19 protein-coding genes are annotated in these 21,753 nt (G+C 63.7%); 3 read left to right on the forward strand and 16 right to left on the reverse strand.

Going from position 1 to position 21,753, the window contains the following annotated elements; genetic code table 11:
- Window positions 1–2 precede the first annotated feature (2 nt).
- From J1C48_RS00680 to J1C48_RS00720, 9 genes are all read right to left on the reverse strand, one after another.
- Entirely contained in the window at window positions 3–923 is a 921-nt protein-coding gene (locus J1C48_RS00680; protein ID WP_207255719.1) for a 2-dehydro-3-deoxygalactonokinase, read from the reverse strand.
- Window positions 920–1,864, reverse strand: coding sequence for a Gfo/Idh/MocA family protein (locus J1C48_RS00685; RefSeq protein WP_207255720.1), 945 nt, complete (start codon window positions 1,862–1,864; stop codon window positions 920–922). The genes J1C48_RS00680 and J1C48_RS00685 overlap by 4 nt, the downstream gene beginning before the upstream one ends.
- Before the next feature lie 11 nt (window positions 1,865–1,875).
- Complete coding sequence (gene mmsB / locus J1C48_RS00690) at window positions 1,876–3,117, reverse strand: multiple monosaccharide ABC transporter permease (protein WP_207255721.1); 1,242 nt, start codon at window positions 3,115–3,117, stop codon at window positions 1,876–1,878.
- Window positions 3,118–3,121: 4 nt separating this feature from the next.
- Window positions 3,122–4,660, reverse strand: coding sequence for a multiple monosaccharide ABC transporter ATP-binding protein (gene mmsA, locus J1C48_RS00695; RefSeq protein ID WP_207255722.1), 1,539 nt, complete (start codon window positions 4,658–4,660; stop codon window positions 3,122–3,124).
- A 168-nt stretch (window positions 4,661–4,828) separates the two neighbouring features.
- Window positions 4,829–5,893, reverse strand: coding sequence for a multiple monosaccharide ABC transporter substrate-binding protein (gene chvE / locus J1C48_RS00700; protein ID WP_207256105.1), 1,065 nt, complete (start codon window positions 5,891–5,893; stop codon window positions 4,829–4,831).
- Window positions 5,894–5,986: 93 nt separating this feature from the next.
- Entirely contained in the window at window positions 5,987–6,748 is a 762-nt protein-coding gene (locus J1C48_RS00705) for a FadR/GntR family transcriptional regulator (RefSeq protein ID WP_207255723.1), read from the reverse strand.
- Window positions 6,749–6,960: 212 nt separating this feature from the next.
- Entirely contained in the window at window positions 6,961–10,101 is a 3,141-nt protein-coding gene (locus tag J1C48_RS00710) for an efflux RND transporter permease subunit (RefSeq protein ID WP_207255724.1), read from the reverse strand.
- A complete protein-coding gene (locus tag J1C48_RS00715) occupies window positions 10,098–11,186 on the reverse strand; it encodes an efflux RND transporter periplasmic adaptor subunit (protein ID WP_207255725.1) in 1,089 nt (362 codons plus the stop codon). Before J1C48_RS00715 ends, J1C48_RS00710 begins: the two co-directional genes overlap by 4 nt.
- Window positions 11,183–12,259, reverse strand: coding sequence for an efflux RND transporter periplasmic adaptor subunit (locus tag J1C48_RS00720; protein ID WP_207255726.1), 1,077 nt, complete (start codon window positions 12,257–12,259; stop codon window positions 11,183–11,185). The genes J1C48_RS00715 and J1C48_RS00720 overlap by 4 nt, the downstream gene beginning before the upstream one ends.
- A gap of 108 nt (window positions 12,260–12,367) precedes the next feature.
- Here J1C48_RS00720 and J1C48_RS00725 point away from each other — a divergent pair, with 108 nt between their 5' ends.
- Window positions 12,368–12,835, forward strand: a complete 468-nt coding sequence (locus J1C48_RS00725; protein ID WP_231081505.1) for a MarR family winged helix-turn-helix transcriptional regulator — start codon at window positions 12,368–12,370, stop codon at window positions 12,833–12,835.
- A gap of 64 nt (window positions 12,836–12,899) precedes the next feature.
- Here the strand turns inward: J1C48_RS00725 and J1C48_RS00730 are convergent, their stop codons facing one another.
- Together J1C48_RS00730 and J1C48_RS00735 are read right to left on the reverse strand one after the other, a co-directional pair.
- A complete protein-coding gene (locus J1C48_RS00730) occupies window positions 12,900–13,664 on the reverse strand; it encodes an SDR family NAD(P)-dependent oxidoreductase (protein WP_207255727.1) in 765 nt (254 codons plus the stop codon).
- Window positions 13,665–13,720: 56 nt separating this feature from the next.
- On the reverse strand, window positions 13,721–14,212 hold the full coding sequence (locus J1C48_RS00735; RefSeq protein WP_207255728.1) for a TspO/MBR family protein: 492 nt from the start codon (window positions 14,210–14,212) through the stop codon (window positions 13,721–13,723).
- A gap of 181 nt (window positions 14,213–14,393) precedes the next feature.
- Here J1C48_RS00735 and J1C48_RS00740 point away from each other — a divergent pair, with 181 nt between their 5' ends.
- Window positions 14,394–14,786, forward strand: coding sequence for a lysozyme inhibitor LprI family protein (locus J1C48_RS00740; protein ID WP_207255729.1), 393 nt, complete (start codon window positions 14,394–14,396; stop codon window positions 14,784–14,786).
- A gap of 29 nt (window positions 14,787–14,815) precedes the next feature.
- Here J1C48_RS00740 and J1C48_RS00745 read toward each other — a convergent pair whose 3' ends face one another.
- Together J1C48_RS00745 and J1C48_RS00750 are read right to left on the reverse strand one after the other, a co-directional pair.
- Window positions 14,816–15,322, reverse strand: a complete 507-nt coding sequence (locus J1C48_RS00745) for a DUF3429 domain-containing protein (protein ID WP_207255730.1) — start codon at window positions 15,320–15,322, stop codon at window positions 14,816–14,818.
- 195 nt (window positions 15,323–15,517) lie between these two features.
- Entirely contained in the window at window positions 15,518–17,161 is a 1,644-nt protein-coding gene (locus J1C48_RS00750) for an FGGY-family carbohydrate kinase (RefSeq protein WP_207255731.1), read from the reverse strand.
- A 550-nt stretch (window positions 17,162–17,711) separates the two neighbouring features.
- On the opposite strand from J1C48_RS00750, the gene J1C48_RS00755 reads away from it, so the two are divergent.
- The gene (locus J1C48_RS00755) at window positions 17,712–18,236 is read left to right on the forward strand and encodes a GNAT family N-acetyltransferase (RefSeq protein ID WP_207255732.1); all 525 of its coding nucleotides are present in this window, start codon (window positions 17,712–17,714) and stop codon (window positions 18,234–18,236) included.
- Window positions 18,237–18,345: 109 nt separating this feature from the next.
- On the opposite strand, the gene J1C48_RS00760 is transcribed toward J1C48_RS00755, so the two are convergent.
- The 3 genes from J1C48_RS00760 to J1C48_RS00770 form a co-directional block, all read right to left on the reverse strand.
- Window positions 18,346–19,818, reverse strand: coding sequence for a mannitol dehydrogenase family protein (locus J1C48_RS00760; protein WP_207255733.1), 1,473 nt, complete (start codon window positions 19,816–19,818; stop codon window positions 18,346–18,348).
- Between the two features lie 83 nt (window positions 19,819–19,901).
- Window positions 19,902–20,906 carry an ABC transporter ATP-binding protein gene (locus tag J1C48_RS00765; protein WP_207255734.1) on the reverse strand — a complete coding sequence of 335 codons (1,005 nt, stop codon included), beginning with the start codon at window positions 20,904–20,906 and terminating at the stop codon, window positions 19,902–19,904.
- Between the two features lie 11 nt (window positions 20,907–20,917).
- A complete protein-coding gene (locus J1C48_RS00770; RefSeq protein ID WP_207255735.1) occupies window positions 20,918–21,748 on the reverse strand; it encodes a carbohydrate ABC transporter permease in 831 nt (276 codons plus the stop codon).
- Between the last annotated feature and the right edge of the window lie 5 nt (window positions 21,749–21,753).

The raw sequence follows: 21,753 nt of genomic DNA on the forward strand, positions 1-21,753 counted from the left end.
CGTCAAGGTCTCTTCAGGATCGTGCTTGCCGCGGCCAAGAGACCGCGTCTGACGGCCGCCTCGCCGTCCGCTTCGATAGCGCCGATGGCGAGCGTTCGAAAGGCCAGGGCGTAGCGCGCCGCGAGTTTTCCGGCCGCAACCAGGCCGACCGCCCGCCCCTCCAGATGTCCGAAGCGCGATTCGACGCCGGCCAGTTCAAGGCCGATCAACAGACCCGAAAGCGTTGCTGCCGGATCCGGCTCAGCCGCCGGATCGAGCAGACCGGTTGCGCGGACGGCAAACAGCCGATTGGTTATCTCCGCCGGCCGCTCGAAGCCCGCCCGCACCGCGCTCACGAAGGCATCCTTGTCAAAATCCAGCTGATCGGCCGCGATCGAGTGCTTGAGGATCGTGTGGCCGGCAATCGCCGCAAAGAGATCGCCGGTGATGAAGGTGGCAAAACCGGTGAGCTGGCCATCCGCCACCACCACCCATTTCGAATGGGTGCCGGGCATACAGACCAGCGCGCGTGCGCGGCCGGTATCGAGGCCGAGGATCTGGGTCTCCTCGCCGCGCATCACGTCGAAGAAACGCGCCTGCCGCTGGCAAACGCCGGGAAGGATGAAGACGCGCCGGGCGATGCCGGGCACGGCGACCGCACCAGCCGCCAATGTCGCCGTATCGGCCGGGGTTTCGACATAGGGCGTTTCCGCCCAGCCCTGCCGGGCGCCGACCATGCCGCAGGCGACGACCGGCAGATCCGCCGGGGCGCCGAGCGCCGCGAGGTGACGCTCGAGAACACCGGCAAAGCCGCCCGGCTCGCCCGCCGCGGTTGTCATCCCCTCGCCGCTGCGGCGCTCGCCAAGGATCGCGCCGCCCCGGTCGACCAGCCAAAGGCGGAAGCTCGTGGTGCCCCAATCGGCGAGCGCAGCAAACACCCTCATGCCCCTCTTGCCAGATCGAAAACGAACGGCTCGGTGATCTGCCGGTCGCCGATCAGAAAGGCATCGGCGACATGGCGCATCGGGGCGAGATCGACCTCGCGGTCGCCGGCCGCGATCAGCGCAGCAAAGCGGCTATAAAGGCTGTCATATTCGGCTTCCGGCGGCAGATCTTCGGCCGTCCCGTCGATCCGCAGCTGCGCTCCGCCGGCAGACAGCGTCAGCGTCCCGTCATCGGTCTCGACCGCGATATCCCAGCTCTGCGGCCCGGTCTGGCGAAAGTCGAAAACCGCCGTGATCGTCTCGCTCGCCGGGCCGGAAAAGCTGAGATCGGCGGCGATCGGCGCCTGCCGGTTGCTCGGAAAGCTCAACGACGCTGCGGTCAGCCAGATCGGAAAGGACAGGATCGCCGTCGCGATCGACAAGGCGTTGATGCCGGGATCGAAGACGCCGAGCCCGCCCGGCTCGAAGATCCAGTCCTGTCCCGGATGCCAGTGCCGCACATCCTCCTTCCAGGTGATCGCCACAGCGCGGATGCGCTTGGCCCTCAGCCAAGCCTTCGCCGGTTCGACGCCCGGCGCGTGGCGCGAGTGCCAGCTGGCAAACAGCGACACGCCGTTGGCGATCGCAAGGCCGGTCAGATGCTCGACCTCCGAGAGGGTTGCCCCCGGCGGCTTTTCCAGCATCACATGCTTGCCCCGCATGAGCGCCTCGGCCGCCACCTGATGGCGCGGCTGGGGCGGCATGGCGAGCGAGACGGCCTCGATCTCTGGCATGGCATCCAGCATCTCGCCGATTGCCGAAAAATTGGCGACGCCGTCAACGCCGCCATGGCGGCTCGCCGCCGCGACGAGATCGAAATCGGCGCTGCGTCCGAGCGAAGGCAGATGCTGGTCGCGGGCGATCTTGCCGATGCCCACGAGCCCGAGCTTCACGGGTGCCATGGCGATGCCTCTTAGGCCCGGTTCTTGTTATAGACGTCGAAGATCACCGCGACGAGCAGGACGAGGCCCTTGATCACCTGCTGATAGTCAATGCCGAGACCGAGGATCGACATGCCGTTGTTCATCACGCCCATGATGAAGGCGCCGATCACCGCGCCGATGATGGTGCCGACACCGCCGGCCATCGAGGCGCCGCCGATAAACACCGCGGCGATCACGTCGAGCTCGAAGCCGAGGCCGGCCTTGGGCGTCGCGGTGTTGAGGCGAGCAGCGAAGACCAGTCCGGCCAGCGCCGCGAGCATGCCCATATTGGCGAACGTCAAAAACACCAGCCGCTCGGTGTTGATGCCCGACAGCCGCGTCGCCTTTTCATTGCCGCCGACGGCGTAGATCCGACGGCCGATCGTGGTCCGATTGGTGACGAAGCTGTAGACGGCGATGAGCAGGGCCATCACCACCAACACATTCGGGAAGCCGCGGAAGCTCGACAGCGCCCAGGTGATATAGAGAATCGCCGCCGCCAGGATCAGATTGCGGCCGAAGAAGAACACCGCCGGTTCGTCGTCATGGCTGCTGGCGCGGTTGCGAAACCGTGAGCGCAATGCCAGGAACAGCATCCCCGCCACCACCGCGGCGCCGAGCAGCATCGACAGGAGGTTGAAGCGGTGCATGCTGAAGAGATCTGGCAAAAAGCCCGAGGCGATCAGCTGGAAATTGGCCGGAAACGGGCCGACCGACTGGCCCGCGAGCAGCCACAGCGTCAGACCTTTGAAAACCAGCATGCCGGCCAGTGTGACGATGAAGGACGGGATTTTCCAATAGGCGATCCAATAGCCCTGCAAGGCGCCGATGACGCCGCCGACGGCGAGGCAGATCACGCCCGCAAGCACATAGTTCATATGCCAATGCACGATCATCACCGCCGCCAGCGCACCGACGAAGCCAAGCACCGAGCCGACCGACAGGTCGATATGGCCCGCGACGATGACCAAGAGCATCCCCAGCGCCATGATGATCACGTAGCTGTTCTGCAGGATCAGGTTGGTGAGATTGATCGGCTTCAACAGAATGCCGTTGGTGACGATCTGGAAGAACGCCATGATGACGATCAGCGCCAGCAGGATGCCGTATTCGCGCAGATGCTTGCGGATGAAGCTGCTCGACTGAGCCACGGCGCCGCTCGCGGAGGTGGCGACGCCGGACTGGGGGCGGGACTGGTGGGCCCCGGACTGGGGGATAGCCTCTTGCGACATGGGATTACCCTCGATTTCTGTGGCCGGAGCGAATGATCAAGGACATGATCTTCTCCTGCGAGGCCTCTTTGGTCGGCATTTCGCCGACGAAACGGCCTTCGTTCATGACGTAAAGGCGATCGGTGACGCCAAGGAGTTCCGGCATCTCCGAAGAGATCACGACGATCGCCTTGCCGGTCGCGGCCAGCTCGGCAATGATCGAATAGATCTCGTATTTGGCGCCGACATCGATGCCGCGCGTCGGCTCGTCGAGGATCAGCACCTCGGGACCGGCGAACAGCCATTTCGCCAGCACCACCTTCTGCTGGTTGCCGCCGGAGAGATTGACCACCTCCTGGCCGATGCTGGAGCATTTGATGCGGATGCGCTGGCGATAGTCGGTCGCGACCTCGCGCTCGCGATGCTCGTCGATGACGATCCCGTTGGCGATGCCTGAGAGATGAGCGAGCGGAATGTTGCGGCGGATCGTGTCGTCGAGGACGAGGCCGTAGGATTTGCGGTCCTCGGTGGCGTAGCAGATGCCCGCCGCGATCGCCCGGTGAACGGTGGAGACGTCCACCTTGCGGCCGTGCATCGTCACCTCGCCCGAGATATGGGCACCGTAGGAGCGGCCGAAAATGCTCATGGCCAGTTCGGTCCGCCCCGCGCCCATCAACCCGGCGATGCCGACCACCTCGCCCGCCCTGACATGGAAGCTCACATCGTCGACGACCTTGCGCTCGGCATGCTGGGGATGATGCGCCGTCCAGTTCGACACCGCGAAGATCGTCTCGCCGATCCTCGGATCGCGCGGCGGAAAGCGATCGCTGAGGCTGCGCCCGACCATATCGCGGATGATGTCAGCCTCGCTGACGCTCGACGCCTTGGCATCGAGGGTGGAGATCGCCGAGCCGTCGCGCAGCACGGTGATGGTGTCGGCGACCTTGGAGATTTCGTTCAGCTTGTGGGAGATCAGGATCGAGGAGATGCCTGCCGCCTTGAACTCCAAAAGGAGGTTCAACAGCGCCTCGGAATCGGTCTCGTTGAGGCTTGAGGTCGGCTCGTCGAGAATCAGGAGCTTGACCTCCTTCGACAAGGCCTTGGCGATCTCGACGAGCTGCTGCTTGCCGAGGCCGAGGTCGCTGACCCGCGTCTGCGGCGCTTCCTTCAGCCCCACCTTGGCGAGCAGTGCACGGGTGCGGGCGAAGGTGTCGTGCCAATCGATAACGCCGCCCTTGGCGCGCTCGTTGCCGAGAAAGATGTTCTCGGCGATCGACAGCAGCGGCACCAGCGCCAGCTCCTGGTGGATGATGATGATGCCGCGCTTTTCGGAATCGGCGATGCCGGAAAAGGCGCAGTCTTCGCCCTTGAACGCGATGACACCGTCATAGGAGCCGTGGGGATAGACACCCGACAGCACCTTCATCAGCGTCGATTTGCCAGCGCCATTCTCGCCGACGAGGGCGTGGATTTCGCCTTCCTCGACCTTCAGATTGACGCCGTCGAGCGCGATCACCCCCGGAAAGGTTTTGGTGATGTCGCGCATTTCCAAAATGGTGGGCATGGCGAACCGTCTCAAGGGCCCGTCGCGCCAAGGCGCCGGGACGTGAGGTTGGATTGTGAAAGTCGGCTCGCGCCGGCCGGGCAATGCGCCAAGTCATGGCGGCGCGCCCGGGCGACGAGGATCCGTCGCGACGCGAAGCCACGTCGCGACGGACTGGTCAGGCGCTGATCACTGGATCTGGCTTTCCTTGTAGTAGCCGGAGTCGACCAGAACCTTCTTCCAATTGTCCTTGGTCACCAGCACCGGCTTCAACAGGTAGGACGGCACGACCTTGACGCCGTTGTTGTAGGTCTTGGTGTCGTTCACCTCCGGCTTGCCGCCGGTCAGGATGGCATTGACCATCTGCACGGTCACCTTGGCGAGTTCGCGGGTGTCCTTGAAGATCGTCGAATACTGGTCGCCGCGCAGGATCGCCTTGACCGACGGAACTTCGGAGTCCTGGCCGGTGATGATCGGCATCTTCATGTCGCCGGAGCCATAACCGACGCCCTTCAGCGACGAGATGATCCCAATCGACAGGCCGTCATAGGGCGACAGCACGCCATTGATCTTCTTGTCGGTGTAGTTCGCCGAGAGGAGGTTATCCATGCGGGCCTGGGCGACCGAGCCGTCCCAGCGCAGGGTGCCGACCTTGTCCATGCCCATCTGACCGGACGGGATGGCGATCTCCTTCTTGTCGATCAGCGGCTGCAACACGCTCATCGCGCCATTGTAAAAGAAATAAGCGTTGTTATCGTCGGGCGAGCCGCCAAAGAGTTCGACATTCCACGGCTTGGCATCGGGGAAGCGTTGCTTCAGGCCCTCGACCAGCGACTCGGCCTGCAGGACACCGACCTGAAAATTGTCGAAGGTGGCATAATAGTCGACATTCGGCGTGTCGCGGATCAGCCGGTCATAGGCGATCACGGGGATGCCGGCGGCGTTCGCGTTGGCGAGGGTGTTCGAGAGCGTCGTGCCGTCGATGGCGGCGATCACCAGCGCCTTGACGCCGGTGGTGATCATGTTTTCGACCTGGTTCACCTGGGTCGGAATGTCGTCCTCGGCATATTGCAGCGAGCTGTCGTAGCCGGCTTGCTTGAACTGCTTGACCATGTTGTCGCCATCGGCGATCCAGCGCGCCGAGGACTTGGTCGGCATGGCGATGCCGACGGTGCCCTTGTCCTGCGCCTGCGCGCCGATCGGGCTCGCCAAAGCGACCACCGCGGCCGCCAGCCCTGCCAGAATCATCTTCATCGTCATGGCCCAATTCCTCCCTGGCCGTTGTCGGGACCTTTCGGTGCCCGTTCCTCAATCATGCCCTGCCAATCGAGCTGGGCTTGACCGTTATCAGCCGCCCACTCCGACAGCCGTCTTCGCCCCCTCCTCGCCATGGGCGTAGAGGGCGTGAGTCACATCGTTGAAGGCGCTTTCGATCAGCCGACGCATGAAAAGCTCGGCCGCATCGCCATCGCCGGATAGGATCGCCTGCATCACCCGGTCGTGTTGGCGCACCGTCTCGTCCTGCGGGTTCTGCCGCCAGGACAGCGAAAAGGAGATCGACAGACTGCGTTCGATCAAGGCCCCGAGCGACACCAGGATGGGATTGCCGGTCGCCTCGAGAATGATCCGGTGAAAGTCGAGATCGGCGACGATCAGCTCGTGCGAGCCGCGTGGGTTGTCGCGCATGCCCTTCAGTGCCAGGGTCAGACGCTCGGCCTGGGCGGCGTCGATGCGCTTGGCAGCCAAACGCGCCGCGCTTGGCTCGTTGATCAGCCGCATCTCGTACAACGCTTCGACGAAGGGCCGGCGCATGGGCGCGGTCAGATGCCAGGCCATCACGTCGGCATCGAGCATGTTCCAGTCGATGCGCGGACGGACCTTGGTGCCGACCTTCGGCCCGACGCTGACAAGCCCCTTCGCGGCGAGATGGCGGACCGCTTCACGCACGACCGTCCGGGAGACACCGTGGGTTGTCTGGATTTCCTTCTCGGTCGGCAGTGCCTCGCCGCTCAGCAGATCGCCGGCGGTAATCAGGCGGCCGAACTCGGCAGCGAGCGCGATAGTCCTGTTGGACCGTTCTCCGTCAATGGCCGATCGCTCGAACCCCATGGACTCCGCCGGACCTCCCAATCCACAATGATCATACGATTGACCGGAAATTTGGCGCCGTGCAAGACCACAGGTAGCAAAATTACGACTAAGGTCGTATGATTGGACGCGGTATTGGCAAAATCACGGGGCGGACAGACGTAAGAGCCCGGCCGAAGACCGGGCGTTCCCAGGCCTTGGCTTTGAGTTTGGGGTCATGACGGGTGATCCAATCAAGCCGGCGCGGGGCTGCCGTCCGCTGCGTCCTCGTCGCTCGGATGCGATCCGCCCGCGCCAGGATGACTCGGCGCATGGCCTGTCAACGGCATTTCCCGGTCGTCTGGCTCCTTGACCCGGAACACCGCGAGATAAAGCGCCGGAATGAACAACAGGGTGATCAATGTCCCGGCGATGATGCCGCCCATCATGGCGTAGGCCATTGGCCCCCAGAACACCTCACGCGAGATCGGGATCAGCGCCAGACTGGCGGCCGCCGCGGTCAACAGGATCGGCCGCGCCCGCATCTCGCTCGCCTCGAACACCGCGAGCCAGGGATGCATTCCCTCCTCGCGCAGGACGTCGACCTGATGGACGAGAATGATCGAGTTGCGGATCAGGATGCCGACCAGCGCCAAGACGCCGAGGATCGCGACGAAGCCGAGCGGCGCCCCCGACGGCACCAGGGCCGCAACGACACCGATCAGCCCCAGCGGCGCGGCGCAAAGGACCACGAACATTGCCCGGAAACTCTGCATCTGGACCATGATCAGCGTCAGCATGACGAGGACCATCACCGGCACCACCGCCGCGATCGGCCCCTGGCTCTCCTCGCTCGATTCCACCGCGCCGCCGATCGCCACGGTGTAATCCTCCGGCAGCGTCTTCTCGAAGGCGGCGACCTTCGGCTTCAGATCGTCGACGATCGTCGCTGGCTGGGTCGGGCCGTTGATCGCGGCCTTGATGGTGATGGTCGGAATGCGCGAGCGCGAATAAAGGATCGGATCCTCATAAGTATAGTCGAAGTTGACGAGGCTCGCGAGCGGGATCGACTGGCCTTTGGAATTGGTCAGCTGCAGATTCTCGATCGCCTCGATCGAATTGCGGTCCCGTTTGTCGCCCCGTGCGATGATCGGCACCAGATAGATCCCGTCGATCACCTGGGTCACCGTCGTGCCGTCGAGAATGGTGTTGAGCGTGTTGGCGATCTCCTGCGAGGTGATGCCAAGCGCCCGTGCCTTGTCCTGCAGGATCTGCACCTTCAACACCCGTGCCGGCTCGTTCCAGTCCATCACGATCGAGGTCAGCCGCGGATCCTGACCGATGACGCCGGCGAGTTCGCGCGCCTTGTCGCGCACCACCTGCAGGTTCGGGCCGCCGACCCGGTACTGCACCGGACGGCCGACCGGGGGGCCGAGCTCCAAATATTTCACGAAGACATCGATGCCGACGAGATGCTTGCGGGCAAAGGCTTCGATCTTCTTCTTCACCCGTTCGCGGGCTTCGATGTCCTTGTTGACGATAACGAACTGGCCGAAAAACGGGTTCGACGGCTGGACGTCGTAAGACAGGATGAAGCGCTCCGCCGACTGGCCGACATAGGAGCTCCAGTGGTCGATGTCGGTATCGCCCTTCAGCGCCGCCTCGAGCTTGTCCATCTGGGTCTTGGTGTCTTCGATGGACGCGTTGTGACGCAGATTGAAGTCGACGATCAGCTCCGGCCGGTCCGAGGTCGGGAAGAATTGCTGCTGCACAAACTTCATGCCGACGATCGAGCCGGCGAAGATCGCCACGGTGACGAGGATAGTGATCCAGCGAAACCGCATCGCGGCCTTCAGCACGCCGGAAAAGGCCCGTCGCACGACGCCGGGCTTGGCGTCGTGGCGGTGCATGGTCTTCGGCAACACCTTCACGCCGATCAGCGGCGTGAACAGCACCGCGACGATCCACGACAAAAGCAGCGACATCGCGATGACGACGAAGAGCGAAAAGGTGTATTCGCCGGCATTGGAGTTGTTGAAGCCGATCGGCAGGAAGCCGGCGACGGTCACCAGCGTGCCGGTGAGCATCGGAAAGGCGATCGACGTCCAGGCAAAGCTCGCGGCCTTCTCCTTGCTCTCGCCCATCTCCAGGCGCGAGACCATGGTCTCGATGGCGATCATCGCGTCGTCGACCAACAGGCCGAGAGCGATGATCAACGCGCCGAGCGAGATGCGCTGCAGGTCGATGCCGGCGATCTCCATCCCCATGAAGGTCATGGCGAGCACCAGCGGAATCGACAGCGTCACGACGAAGCCGGCCCGAAATCCCAGGCTGACGAAACTGACCGCGAGAACGATCGCCACGGCCTCGAACAAGGCTTTGGTGAAGCCACCGACCGCCTCGTCGACGACCGTCGACTGATCCGCCACCTGATGAACGCCGACGCCCACGGGCAGTTGGCTGACGATGCGCTTCATGTCCTGATTCAGCGCCTTGCCGAAATCGAGAATGTTGCCGCCGGTGCGCATGCCGATCGCCAGGCCGATCGCCGGCTGACCGTTGTAGCGGAACAGGCTCTTCGGCGGATCGGTGTAGCCGCGCACGATCTTGGCGACATCGGTCAAGCGGAAGAAGCGATCGTTGACCCGAAGGTTGATGCCCGTGAGGCTGGCCTCGGAAGAATACTGCCCCGAAACGCGCACGAGAATACGTTCCGGCCCGGACTGGATGACGCCCGAGGGCGCGATGGCATTCTGCGCCTGCAAGGTGTTCAAGATCGCCTGCTGGTCGAGACCAAGCCCGGCGATCTGGCGCAGGGAGAATTCCAGATAGATGGTCTCGTCCTGCTCGCCGATGACCTGGATCTTGCCGGCCTCGGGCAGTTGCAGGATCTGGGTGCGCACGTCCTCGACATCGGCGCGCAGCTGGCGCTGGCTGATACCGTCGGAGGTGAAGGCATAGATGTTGCCGTAGACGTCGCCATAGTCGTCGTTGAAGGAAAAGCCTTGAAACTCCGACGGGAACTGCGAGCGAATATCCGCCATCATGTGACGGACCTTGGTCCAGATGCCCCGCACCTGAGGCGCCGGGGTGGTCGGCAACAAATTGACGAAAACGACGGTCTGGCCCGGCGTGGTGATCGAGCGGGTGTAGTCGAGGCTGTCGAGATCCTGCAGCTTCTTCTCGATCCGGTCGGTGACCTGCCGGCTCATCTCCTCGACCGTCGCGCCCGGCATCGAACCGGACACCACCATCGTCTTGATGGTGAAGTTCGGATCCTCTTCACGCCCGAGATTGAGGTATGAGAAGGTGCCGGCGACGCAGGCCACCAGCATCAGGAACCAGATCATCGAACGGTGATGCAGCGCCCAATCGGACAGATTGAAGTCCTTCATGACGGCAACCCTCCGGAGAGCGACACCGTCTGGCCCTCTTTGAGGCTATGGATTCCGGCCGTCACGATGACGGCGCCGGGCTTGAGTCCGGACAACAGGATGATCTGACCGCCGACTGCGGTCTCGATCTCGATCGCTTGGCGACGAACCGTCTTCGCCTTCGTATCGACGACCCAGACCAGGGTCTTGTCGCCGTCCTTCAGGATCGCCTCGGGTGGCAGCAGCATGATCGGCTTCTTGGCCTTTTCGGCCGGAACCGCCTCGATGATCGAGCCGATGCGCAAAGCCGTCGGTGGTTTGTCGAGCATGATGCGCACCCGCTGGGTGCGAGTCAGCGCGTCGGCCTGCGGCGCGATCTCGCGCACCTTGCCCATCACCTTGATCGACGGATCGATCTGCAGCACGGTTTCGAAGGGCGTGCCGATGGCGATGCCCGCCATCTGATCGCTCGGAACATCGATCACCGCCTCGAGCTGATCGGTCCGGGCGAGCGTCATCACCTGTTCGCCGGCCGAGACAACCTGACCGATATCGGCCTGCCGGGCGGTGATCACGCCACCATAGGGCGCCGCCAAAATCGCATAGGACAAAGCATTCTGCGCCTTGGCGAGCTGGGCCTTGGCGTTGACGAGCTGGGCCTCGGCGGCCGCCAGGCTTTGCCGGGAATCATCGAGCTGAGATTGCGACACGGTCTTTTCGGAAAACAGCGTTTTCGTGCGGTCCGCCGCGGCTCGGGCATTGCGATCCTGGATCTCGGCGCTGTCGAGCTGCGCCTTGGCCGAGCGCATGTCGGCATCGAGCGACTGGGCGTCGATGGTGGCGAGCGGCTCGCCCTTTTTGACGCTGTCGCCGACATCCACCTGGCGCGACACCATACGCCCGAGAGTCCGGAAGGCGAGCTTGGTCTCAAAGCGCGGCTCGACGGTACCGCTATAGCCGAGAACCTGCGGATCGATCGTCGTCAGCGTCGTGGTCAGCACCGGCCGCGGCGGCAGCGGCGGCTCCTTGTCGCCCGATTCGCGGCAGCCGGCGATGAGCGCCGCCGCGAGCATCGCGGCAAGAATCGTCGAAAGTCGCGCCATCATTGCGCGTTCTCCTTGGCCGCGACGAGCTGCAGCTTTTCTCCCGGCAGCACCAGCTGCGAGCCGGCCGTGATCACCCGGTCGCCGGGCTTGAGACCTTCCGCGACATAGATCTCGTCGGTCTGATAGGCGGCAATCTTGATCGGCGTCAGCACCGCCTCGTCCTGGGCATTGATCACCCAGACCGCCGGCTTGCCGGCTTTGACCATCAAGCTCTTCCACGGCAGCGCGATCGCCCGCTCCGCCGCTTCACTGGCGTCATGCCCGACGACCGGCGAGCCGAGCGTCATTTTGTCTGGCGGGTTGTCGAGGCCGACCTTCACCTGAACGGTGCCCGTGTCGCTGTTGATAAGCGGCGAGACTTCGCGAATGTGGCCGACGGCTTGAACCGACGGATCGCTCACCATCGAAACCTTGATCGCCTTCGGCTTGCGGCCGGAGAGGAGCAACTGCTCCTGGATCTGGAAGACCGCGTCGAGCGCGCCGCTCTTGGCGAAACCGAAGGCCGCCTGGGCGGCATTCACCACCTGGCCGGGATCGATGCTGCGGCTGGTGATCACCCCCTTGGCGTCCGCCGTCAGCGTGGTGTTCTTCAAATTGGTCTCGGCGGTCGACAGATCTGCCTTGGACGAGTCGAGCGCGCTCTGGGCGCTGGCGAGCGTCTGCTCGGCGCTGTCATAGTCGGAACGGGTGGTGAACCCTTGCGCCAAAAGTGTCTTCTGCCGCTCGAACGCCGCCGAAGCCTTGGCAAGCTGCGCCGCATTCGAGCCAACCTTAGCCTTGGCCGCATCGACATCGGCCTGCTGCTGGGTCGGATCGAGCGTGGCCAGGACGGTGCCCGGCTCGACATGGCTGCCGACATCGACATGGACCTCGGTCACGCGTCCACCGGTCTCGAAGGAATAGGTGGCGGTGTCGCGCGCGACGATTGATCCCGTCAACGCGATCGCGCGGGTGAAAGCTGTCGGCTCTGCCGTAACGTAGGCGACCGGCAAGCGCTCGGCCTTGGGCGTGTCTTCCGTCCCGCATCCGACAAGCAGCGCCGCCATCATCAAGACGACCGGCAACGCCGCCATTCGGGAAGCCCCCCTCCGGTTGTCGATGGCCATCGATCGCACGGTCCGCATTGCTTGATTATCGAGTTGCTTTATAATCGAGATATATGCGCATGAAAAGGAGCGTCAATGCCCCCTACGTCAGATGGCCGGACCGGCAGCGCGCAAGATGCTGAACACGGCTACGCCGCCTTTTCCCGGATGTTCAAACGTGTCGTCCAGGAGGCGCTGAATTTCGATCGCGACCTTGCAAGCGAATACGGCCTCGCGCTGACCGATCTGATGTGCCTCATCTTCTTGGAGGCGAGCACCGAGCCGGTCAGCGCCAAGATGCTGGCCGAACATGTCACTTTATCAACAGGCGCGACGACGGCACTGATCGATCGGCTCGAGCGCGAAGGCTTCATCGAACGTCGGCCCAATCCCAACGATCGGCGCGGCGTCATCATCGCCCTGGTGCCGGAGCGCGCCGGCCGGGTCCTTGACGATCAGCGCGCGCTCAGCCTGCGCCTGCGTGCAGCCTATGACGAACTGTCGGTGCAGGACGTCGACGGCATGATGCGCTTTATGCACAGGCTGCTCGAAGGCAACGAATAAAGGCGACAAGGCCGCAGGATCGCGATCCAGATCAGTCCGGTGAGCGGCGCGGCATTCGCGGCCGTCAGATCGATCCGGCTTCGACCATATAATTGTTGGCGGTACACATTGCCGCGTCGTCGGAGGCGAGGAACAGCACCATCCGAGCCACATAGACCGGCGCGATCAAATCTTTCAGGCACTGGCGGTCGCGATGCTTCTCGATCGCCGCCTCGGTGACCCACAGCTCTTTCTGCCGCTCGGTCATGATCCAACCGGGCACCACGGTGTTCACCCGGATCCGATGCGGCCCGAGATCGCGGGCAAAGGAGCGGGTCATACCATGCACCGCGGCTTTCGCCGTGGTGTAGACCGGCATGTTGCCGCCGGCCTCCCACCAGGAATTGGAGCCCATATTGATAATCGCGCCACCCCCGGCGGCGATCATCCCCGGCGCCACGGCCTTGATGGCAAAGAACATGTGCTTGAGATTGGTGGCGATCCGCTCGTCATAATAGTCCGGCGTCACGCTCTCCCAGCCATGGCGGTCATCGCGCGCGGCATTGTTGACGAGCACTGTCGCCGCGCCGTTGCGCTCGGCGAGCGCCGCGAGAGCGGTCTCGGTCGCGGTGATGTCGCGCAGATCGCAGCGCTCGAAAGCGACCTGCGCGCCCTGGCCCGTCAACGTATCGGATAACGCCGTCGCGGTCTCTGCGTCGAAGTCGAGAAAGCCGACTTTGGCCCCCTGCGCCGCGAAGGCCCGCACCATTTCGGCGCCGATGCCCGAGGCGCCGCCGGTCACGACGACGCTCCGACCGGATAGGCTCGGATAGGTGGCGAAGTTCGGCATGGGCACATCTCCGTCGCTGGCGTTCCACGCTTGTTTGCGACGGGGCGTGATTTCGGTCAACCGTGCTGGGCCGCGGCGGTCAACGCTCCTGGATTGCGCCGCCAGACCGCAAAGTTGAGGCAAGCGGCGGTTGTCACCCAGAGAAGATAGGGAAGCAGCAGCAAGCCGGCGGCCGCATCGATCGGATAAAACAGCAGCGCGTTCATCGCGACGGCGATCCACAGGGCCAAGACGTCGACAAAGGCGAGGCCCGGCCGCTTCATCCCGAAAAAGATTCCGGACCAGGCCGCGTTCAGACAGAGCTGCACGGCATAGGCGGCAAAGGGCAGCGCAACGAGGCCGGCCGTTTCATAGACCCGCCATCCGGTGACCGCGATCATCACGTAGAGCGCCGACCAAACGACGGGAAACACCCAGTTCGGCGGCGTCCAACCCGGCTTGTCGAGGCTCTTGTACCAAGCGCCCGGTTTAAACACGGCGCCGCTCGAAGCGACCATAAGGACCAGCGCCAGAAAAACGATGAAGCTGACGACCGATGACATGTCCATGTTCGAAATCTCCATTGCCGGAACGGCGGTTTCGACCAATGATAGGCCGATCCGTCGTCCAGCAGGTCACCAATCCATGCGCAACGTCTTGCCAATCCTACCCCTCATCGCCTGTCTTGCCCATCCCGCCCTGGCGGCCAATGCGAAACCTCGATCGGACGTCCAGGATCTGAAGGCTTGCATGATCAAAGCCAAGGCCGATCCGCGCGGCTGTATCGAAAGCATCGTCAATCCTTGCGTCAAAGCGCTCAGCAACGACAGCGAGGATGGCGTCAATGGCTGTTACGACCGCGAGGCGGCGGCCTGGGACGACATCCTCAACACCACGTATAAGAGCGAGCTGGCCGACGCGGAAAGCTTCGACAAGGATGCCAAAGCCAACGGCGGCGAGCCGGGCGCGGCGATCAGCCTGAAACAAGCCCAGCGCGCCTGGATCGCCTTTCGCGACGCCGAGTGCAGTCGCCTTTACGCCCGCAACATGGACGGCACGATCCGCTTCACCGTCGCCGCCGCCTGCCAGAATCGCCTGACCGCCGAGCGGGCGATCGAACTCAGCCAGTCTGACGCGCCATAGGCGCTAGAGAGAGAGCCGCGTCGCCTCGATCAGGCAAAAAGCGGGCTCAGCCAGACATAGACGCCGAGCGCCACCAGCGCGACGATCGGGATCGCCATCTGCACGCTGCGCAGCGAGGCGAAGAACAACGGCGCCTCGCCGCGCTTGGCGGCGATCGGATCGAGGATCGCCAGACTGAGAAAGCCGAGAATCGCCAGCGTTGTGGCGGTCAAGGTATAGGCCCAGACAGTTTCGACGATCGTGGCGAAGCCGAGGCCATAGAGCCAGAGCATCGTGCCGCCTTGCGCGATCGTCGTCCCACCCGGATGGCGAAAGCTGACAGCATGCCGCACCCCGGCGAGAAAGGCGAGGATCGCCGCGCTCCACAGAAGCGTCATGCTGACGGTGATATAGGATTGGGCCGGATCGCCGATCCATAGAAAGGCCGAGCCCGCAGCGATCGGAACCACCGCGGCGAATGTCAAGAGAGGGCCAAGCGGTGGCGGGGCGGTGTTCTCGCCCGAGGTCATGGTGCGGCTGTCATCCGGGTTGACCATTCTCGGCCCTCGTCACTGGCTGAAATGGGCGGCGCCTCGGCGGGCGTCCCTGACAGGTTCGCCGCAACGCCGCACGTTGTTTCCCCGAGCGCGTCTTTCGTCCTTCCCGGGAATCGATTCCGATTTTCGGGCCGATGCTGGCGCTGATCGCCGCGCGTGGCCCGGACAAAGCGGCGTCCCCGGCAAGACCAATCGTTAGCGTTTCACATAGGGCTCGATCAACGCTCGGGTCTGCCGTTCGCAGCGCTGCAGCGCCTCATAGGCCGTAAATTTTGCCGCATGAAACGCCGCGATCGGGCCTTCCGTCGGCCGGGTCACCGCGCCGATGCGGCACATGGCAAGGGCCGCGGCGCTGAGATCGTCATGGGCTCCGCGAGCGACCGCGCCGATCATGGCGCTGCCGAGCAGCACCGGTTCCGGCGTCTGCGGCAAGGTGACGGTGAGCCCGGTCGCATCGGCCAGGATCTGACGCAGAAGCGCCGAGCGCGACGCCCCGCCCGAAGCGACGATCGTCCCAAGTTCCAGCCCTTTGGCCCGGTTCGCCTCGACGATCTGCCGGGTGCCGTAGCACAGGCCGCACAAGGCGGCGACGAACAGCCGGATCAGGCTCTCCTCGCTGGCAGCGAGCGTCATGCCGGAAATCGCCGCGCGGGCATGGGGATCGGCCTCGGGCGAGCGGTTGCCGAGAAATTCCGGGACGATGATCAGCTCGGCGCCGAGCAAGGCCGCAGCCTCCAACGAGCCAGCCATGGCGACAGCGCGTCGTTCCAGAAGATCGAGAACCGAGACGCCCTCATTGGCCGCATCGGCCTTTGCCGCGGCGAAAGCCGGATGCAGCGTGACGAGGTAATCCAGCGCCGCGCCATAGGCCGACTGGCCACCCTCAAGCAGCCAGGTGCCGGGAATCATCGCGCCGTAGTATGGCCCCCACACGCCATCGACGAAAACGGGTTCGCGGGTCAGCGTCATGGTGCAGGAGGAGGTGCCCATGATGAAGGCGAGTTCGCGGGTCGGGTCGACCGCCGCATGATCGCTGGTGGCCCCGCCGACGGTGCCGACGCCGCCGGCATGAGCATCGATCAGCGACGCGCCGACCGGCGTTCCGGCGACGAGGCCGAGATCATTCGCGGCGGCCTCGGTCAAGCCGGCACCAAGAGGCGTTGCCACATCGACCACCTGGGTGCCAATTCGGGCAAAGCCCTCGTCGGCCAATTCGCCGAGGCCGATGGTGCGAAAGTAATCGGCGTCGAAGCGCCGCTCATGGGCGAGATAGGTCCATTTGCAGGTCAGCGTGCAGGCCGAACGCGCCCGGCTGCCGGTCGCCCGGAATGACAGATAATCGGCGAGATCGAAGAAGTCGCCGGCCGCGTGGAAGGTCTGCGGCAAGTTTTCCTTCAGCCAGAGCAGCTTCGGCGTCTGCATCTCCGGCGAAATCCGGCCGCCGACATAGCGCAGCACCGCGTGGTTGGTGGCGTTGATGCAGGCGGTCTGTTCGAGGGCCCGATGGTCCATCCAGACGATGACGTTGCGCTCCTTCGCGCCCGAGGGGCTGACGGTGAGCGGCCGCTCCGCCCGATCCAGCACCACCAGCGAACAGGTGGCGTCGAAGCCGAGCCCTTTGACGTCTTCGCCCGCCAACCCGGCCGCGGCGAGCGCCGCGCGCACGCTCTCGCAGATCGCCCGCCAGATATCGTCGGAGGATTGCTCGACGATATTGGGGTCTTCACGCCAGATCCGAATCTCGCGCCGTGCCGCCGCAAGCAGCCGCCCGCCCTTGTCGAACAGGCCGGCCCGCGCGCTGCCGGTTCCCACATCGACGCCGAGAAACGCCTCAGCCATCCCGCCTCCGCTCTTCGCTCCGGCAGCGACCTAGTGGATTGAATTTGACATTTGACTCCCAGTTCGGGTCGTCCGTTGAATCAAATGTCAAATTCGAAAAATCCACGAGGATCATAACCTTGGCTAGTGGTCATTTCGATTCCGACATTGGCTGAGCGGTCACGACAACACGGTACCAAAAGTCGGAATCAAACCACTAGCCGGATTTTGGGGAAAATGGGAAGGGCGCGATGGATACACGACAGAGGACGGATCGTGCATCGGACCTGAGATAACACCTGCCCGCATCCTCGATGCCGGACAAGCGGCCGCTCGTCGCCATGCGCGCTCGACAAGCCGGACAAAATTGCGAGCGTCCGCACGGATGCTGACAAGAGGCTCGCCCTCTTCGCACCTCAGAACCGCATGTCTTTGACAATTGATTCCGACGGTCTGGCCGAGGCAGGAGCGCTTGACCGGCGCCATATCGTGACAGACCGCCGAAGGCGGCGTAGGCTCACCGACCAGATTTCCCCACCGGTGCTCCCTGCCCCAGGAGAACCCGCCGACCATGTTCTTCGAGGTCTTCACGACAGCCCGCCTGAAGCTGCGGCCCCTTATCCAACAGGACACACGAGCGATCTTCGAGGGCTATGCGCGCGCCCCACAGATCATGCGTTACATGACCTGGCGGCCACACAACGCCATCGGCGAGACCGAGGCATTTGTGGCGCGGTCGATCGCGGCCGAGGCGGCGCGGACCTACGCCATTGTAGAGCATGATGCGCCAGACCTGTGCGGCGTCTTTACGCTGCGCCGGCCAGAGGCGCATCGGCTTGGCTTCGGCTATGTGCTCGCCAAGCCATTTTGGGGCCGCGGCTATATAAGCGAAGTGTTGACGACGGTGGCGGATTGGGCACTGCATCAGGACGGGATCTGGCGGATCGCCGATATTTGCGATGTCGACAATCACGCCTCGGCCCGAGTGATGGAAAAGGCCGGCTTCCTGCGCGACGGCGTTCTCAGGCGGTATCGGGTCCGTCCGAACTTAAGCACCGAGCCCCGCGACTCCTACCTTTACGCCAGAACGCGTTGAGGCGGCGGATGCGGGCGGCGTCAGCGCCAATTCGCACGTGGTCAAGAAGAGCCTTGTTCTCGGCGGACATCGGCGCGCAGAGTGTCGGACGCCGCGCGCCGGCTCGCGCTCAGGCCGCGCCGAGATAGGTCTTCAGCGTCGCCTCGGTGCCCTTGTCCGCCAGCATCGCCAGCCAGTCGGCGAAGGGCTTGGCAAAGCGCGGCTCATCCTTCAGCGTGCCGTAGACCTCGGTCATCTCCAGCCAGGCCATCGGATCGCTCTCGGCCGCCTTGGCGCGTTCGACAAGCGCGTCCCAATTCGGATCGTTCGGCGCGATGGTTGCGCCGGATTCCGTCACGCCGCGGCAGTAACGGCACCACAGCGCGCTTTCCAAGGCGAGCCCGACCGGCTCCTTGCCGGCCTTCAGATTGTCTAGGATCGAGGGCACGATGAACTTCGGCTGCCGGTTGGAGCCGTCCAAGCAGAGCCGGCGCACCGTGTCGCCGATCTTCGGATTGGCAAAGCGGCGTTTGATCAGGGCGTAATAATCCGCCAGATCGGTGTTTGGCACCGGCGGCAGGATCGGCAGGATCTCCTCGGTCTCGAGCTTGTCGAGGAATTTTGCAACGAGGTCCGTCTCCATCGCCTCATGCACGAAGTGCACGTCCATCAGCCCGGCCGGATAGGCGATGATCGCGTGGCCGCCATTGAGGATGCGGATCTTCATGTTCTCGTAAGGGGTGACGTCCGGCACGAATTGGACGCCGACCTCTTCCAACGCCGGGCGCCCCGCGGGGAAATGATCCTCCAGCACCCATTGCTTGAACTCTTCGCAATAAACCGGCCAAGCGTCATCGATGCCAAAACTCTCGCGGCAATGGTCGATCTCGCGCGCGCTGGTCGCCGGCGTGATGCGGTCGACCATACCGTTCGGAAAGGCAACACGTCCCGCGATCCAATCGGCGAATTCGCCGTCATAGAGCCGCGCGGTACCGACGACGGCGGCCCGGCAGACCTTGCCGTTGTGCGGAATGTTGTCGCAGGACATCACCGTGAAGGGGGCGATGCCCGCCTCACGCCGTCGCTTCAGGCCGGCGCCGATCAGGCCGAACACGGTCTTCGGCGCGTCGGGGTTCTGGCCGTCGGCGGCGATCGCCGGATGGCTCGGATCGAAGACACCGTCGGAATCGATAAAATAGCCGCCCTCGGTCACCGTCAGCGAGACGATCTTGATCGCCGGGTCGGCAAGCTTGGCGATGATCGCCGCCGCATCAGCGACGGGCAGAATGTCGACCATCGGCCCGGTGACGCGGGCGCTGGTGCGGGCATTGTCCTGCTCGACGACCGTAGTGAGGAAGTCCTGGGCCGAGAGCTTGTCGCGCATCGCCTGGTCCGACGGCATCACGCCAGCACCGACGATGGCGAAGTCATGGCCCTTGCCCGTCTCGAATAATGCATCGAGATAGACCGCCTGATGCGCCCGGTGGAAGTTGCCGACACCGAAATGCAGGATGCCCGCCGACAGCTTCGAGCGATCGTAGGTGGGCACCGCGACCTTACCATCGATTTCGGCAAGGGTGGTTTCGGAAAGCCTGATGCTCATCGGACGATCTCCTAAATTTTGGGGGTCAAACATGCCGACCGGACAGCGAAGGATCGGCACGCGACGCGGGTGGGCCGCCGATCTCAGCGGATCGACAAGCCTTCCGCGTTGAAGCGATGCAGCTTGTCCTGTTGCGGCGAGAGATAGACCGTGTCGCCGGCGTGGATGGGGAACTCGCCATCGGCGCGCACGGTGATCGGCTCGTCATGCACCGGCGTCTCGACATGCAGGAAGGTGTCGGAGCCGAGATGCTCGGAGACCTTCACGGTGCCCGTCCAGTCACCTTCAGTGGTCGACAGTCGCAGATGCTCGGGACGGATGCCGATCGTTGCGGCGCCGTATTTCTCGGCCTCGGCGCCGCTCAAAAGGTTCATCCGGGGCGAGCCGATGAAACCGGCGACGAAGGTGTTCTGCGGATTGGTATAGAGTTCCAGCGGCGTACCGACCTGCTCGATTTTGCCGGCCCGAAGGACGACGATCTTGTCGGCCATGGTCATCGCCTCGACCTGGTCGTGGGTGACGTAGATCATCGTCGTCTTCAGCCGCTGATGCAGCTCGGAAATCTCCAACCGCATGCCGACGCGAAGGGCCGCGTCGAGATTCGACAGCGGCTCGTCAAAGAGGAAGGCCGCCGGCTCGCGCACGATCGCCCGACCGATGGCGACGCGCTGACGCTGGCCGCCCGACAGCTGGGCCGGCCGCCGGTCGATATAGGCGTCGAGATTGAGGGTCTTGGCGGCGTAGTCCACCCGCCTGTCGATTTCGGCCTTGTCCATGCCGGCCATCTTCAGGGGAAAGGCGATGTTCTTGCGCACGCTCATATGCGGATAGAGCGCATAGGACTGGAACACCATGGCAAGGCCGCGCTTGGCCGGCGGCAGCGCCGTCGCCTGCGCGCCATCGATCATGATCTCACCGCTGGTGACGTCCTCCAGCCCGGCAATCAGCCGCAACAGCGTAGACTTGCCGCAGCCGGACGGGCCGACGAAGACCACGAATTCGCCGTCCTCGATCTTCAGGTCGAGTTCGGGAATGATGACGACATCACCGAAGGTCTTGCGCACCTTTTCGAGATGGATCTGTCCCATATCGGAATTCCTTACTTGACGGCGCCGAAAGTGAGGCCGCGCACCAGCTGCTTCTGGGAGAACCAGCCGACGATCAAAATCGGCGCGATGGCCAGCATCGAAGCGGCCGAAAGCTTCGCATAGAAGTTGCCCTGAGGGCTCGAGAATGAGGCGATGAACTGGGTCAGCGGCGCCGCGTTGGATGTCGTGAGGTTCAGCGTCCAGAAGGCTTCGTTCCAGGACAGGATGACGTTGAGTAGTATCGTCGAGGCAATCCCCGGCACCGCCATCGGCGCGAGCACATGGACGATTTCCTTGGCAAGCCCCGCTCCGTCCATGCGCGCCGCCTCAAGGATCTCACCAGGGATTTCCTTGAAGTAGGTATAGAGCATCCAGACGATGATCGGCAGGTTGATCAGGAACAGAACGACGATCAGGCCGAGGCGAGAATCGAGCAGCCCGAATCGGACGAAGAGGAGATAGATCGGGATCAGCACGCCGACGGCCGGCAGCATCTTGGTCGACAGCATCCAGAGCAGGATGTCCTTGGTTCGCTCGGTCGGCGAAAACGCCATCGCCCAGGCGGCGGGAATGGCGAAGATCAGCCCCAGCACGGTCGAGCCGAGCGAGAGGTAGATCGAGTTCATCATGAAATGCAGATAGTTCGACTGGGTCTGGATGGTCCGGTAGTTCTCCAGCGTCCAGTGAAAGTCGACGAAGACCGGCGGGATCGAGATTGCCTGGAGCTCGCTCTTGAACGAGGTGAGGAAGGTCCAAAGAATCGGGAAGAAGATCAACAGCCCGACCGACCAGGCGAGGATCGTCATGCCGATCTTGCGTTGTATAGAGACGCTGCGTGCCATTGCTT

This window comes from Jiella flava (genome assembly GCF_017349315.1).
GTDB lineage: Bacteria > Pseudomonadota > Alphaproteobacteria > Rhizobiales > Rhizobiaceae > Jiella > Jiella flava.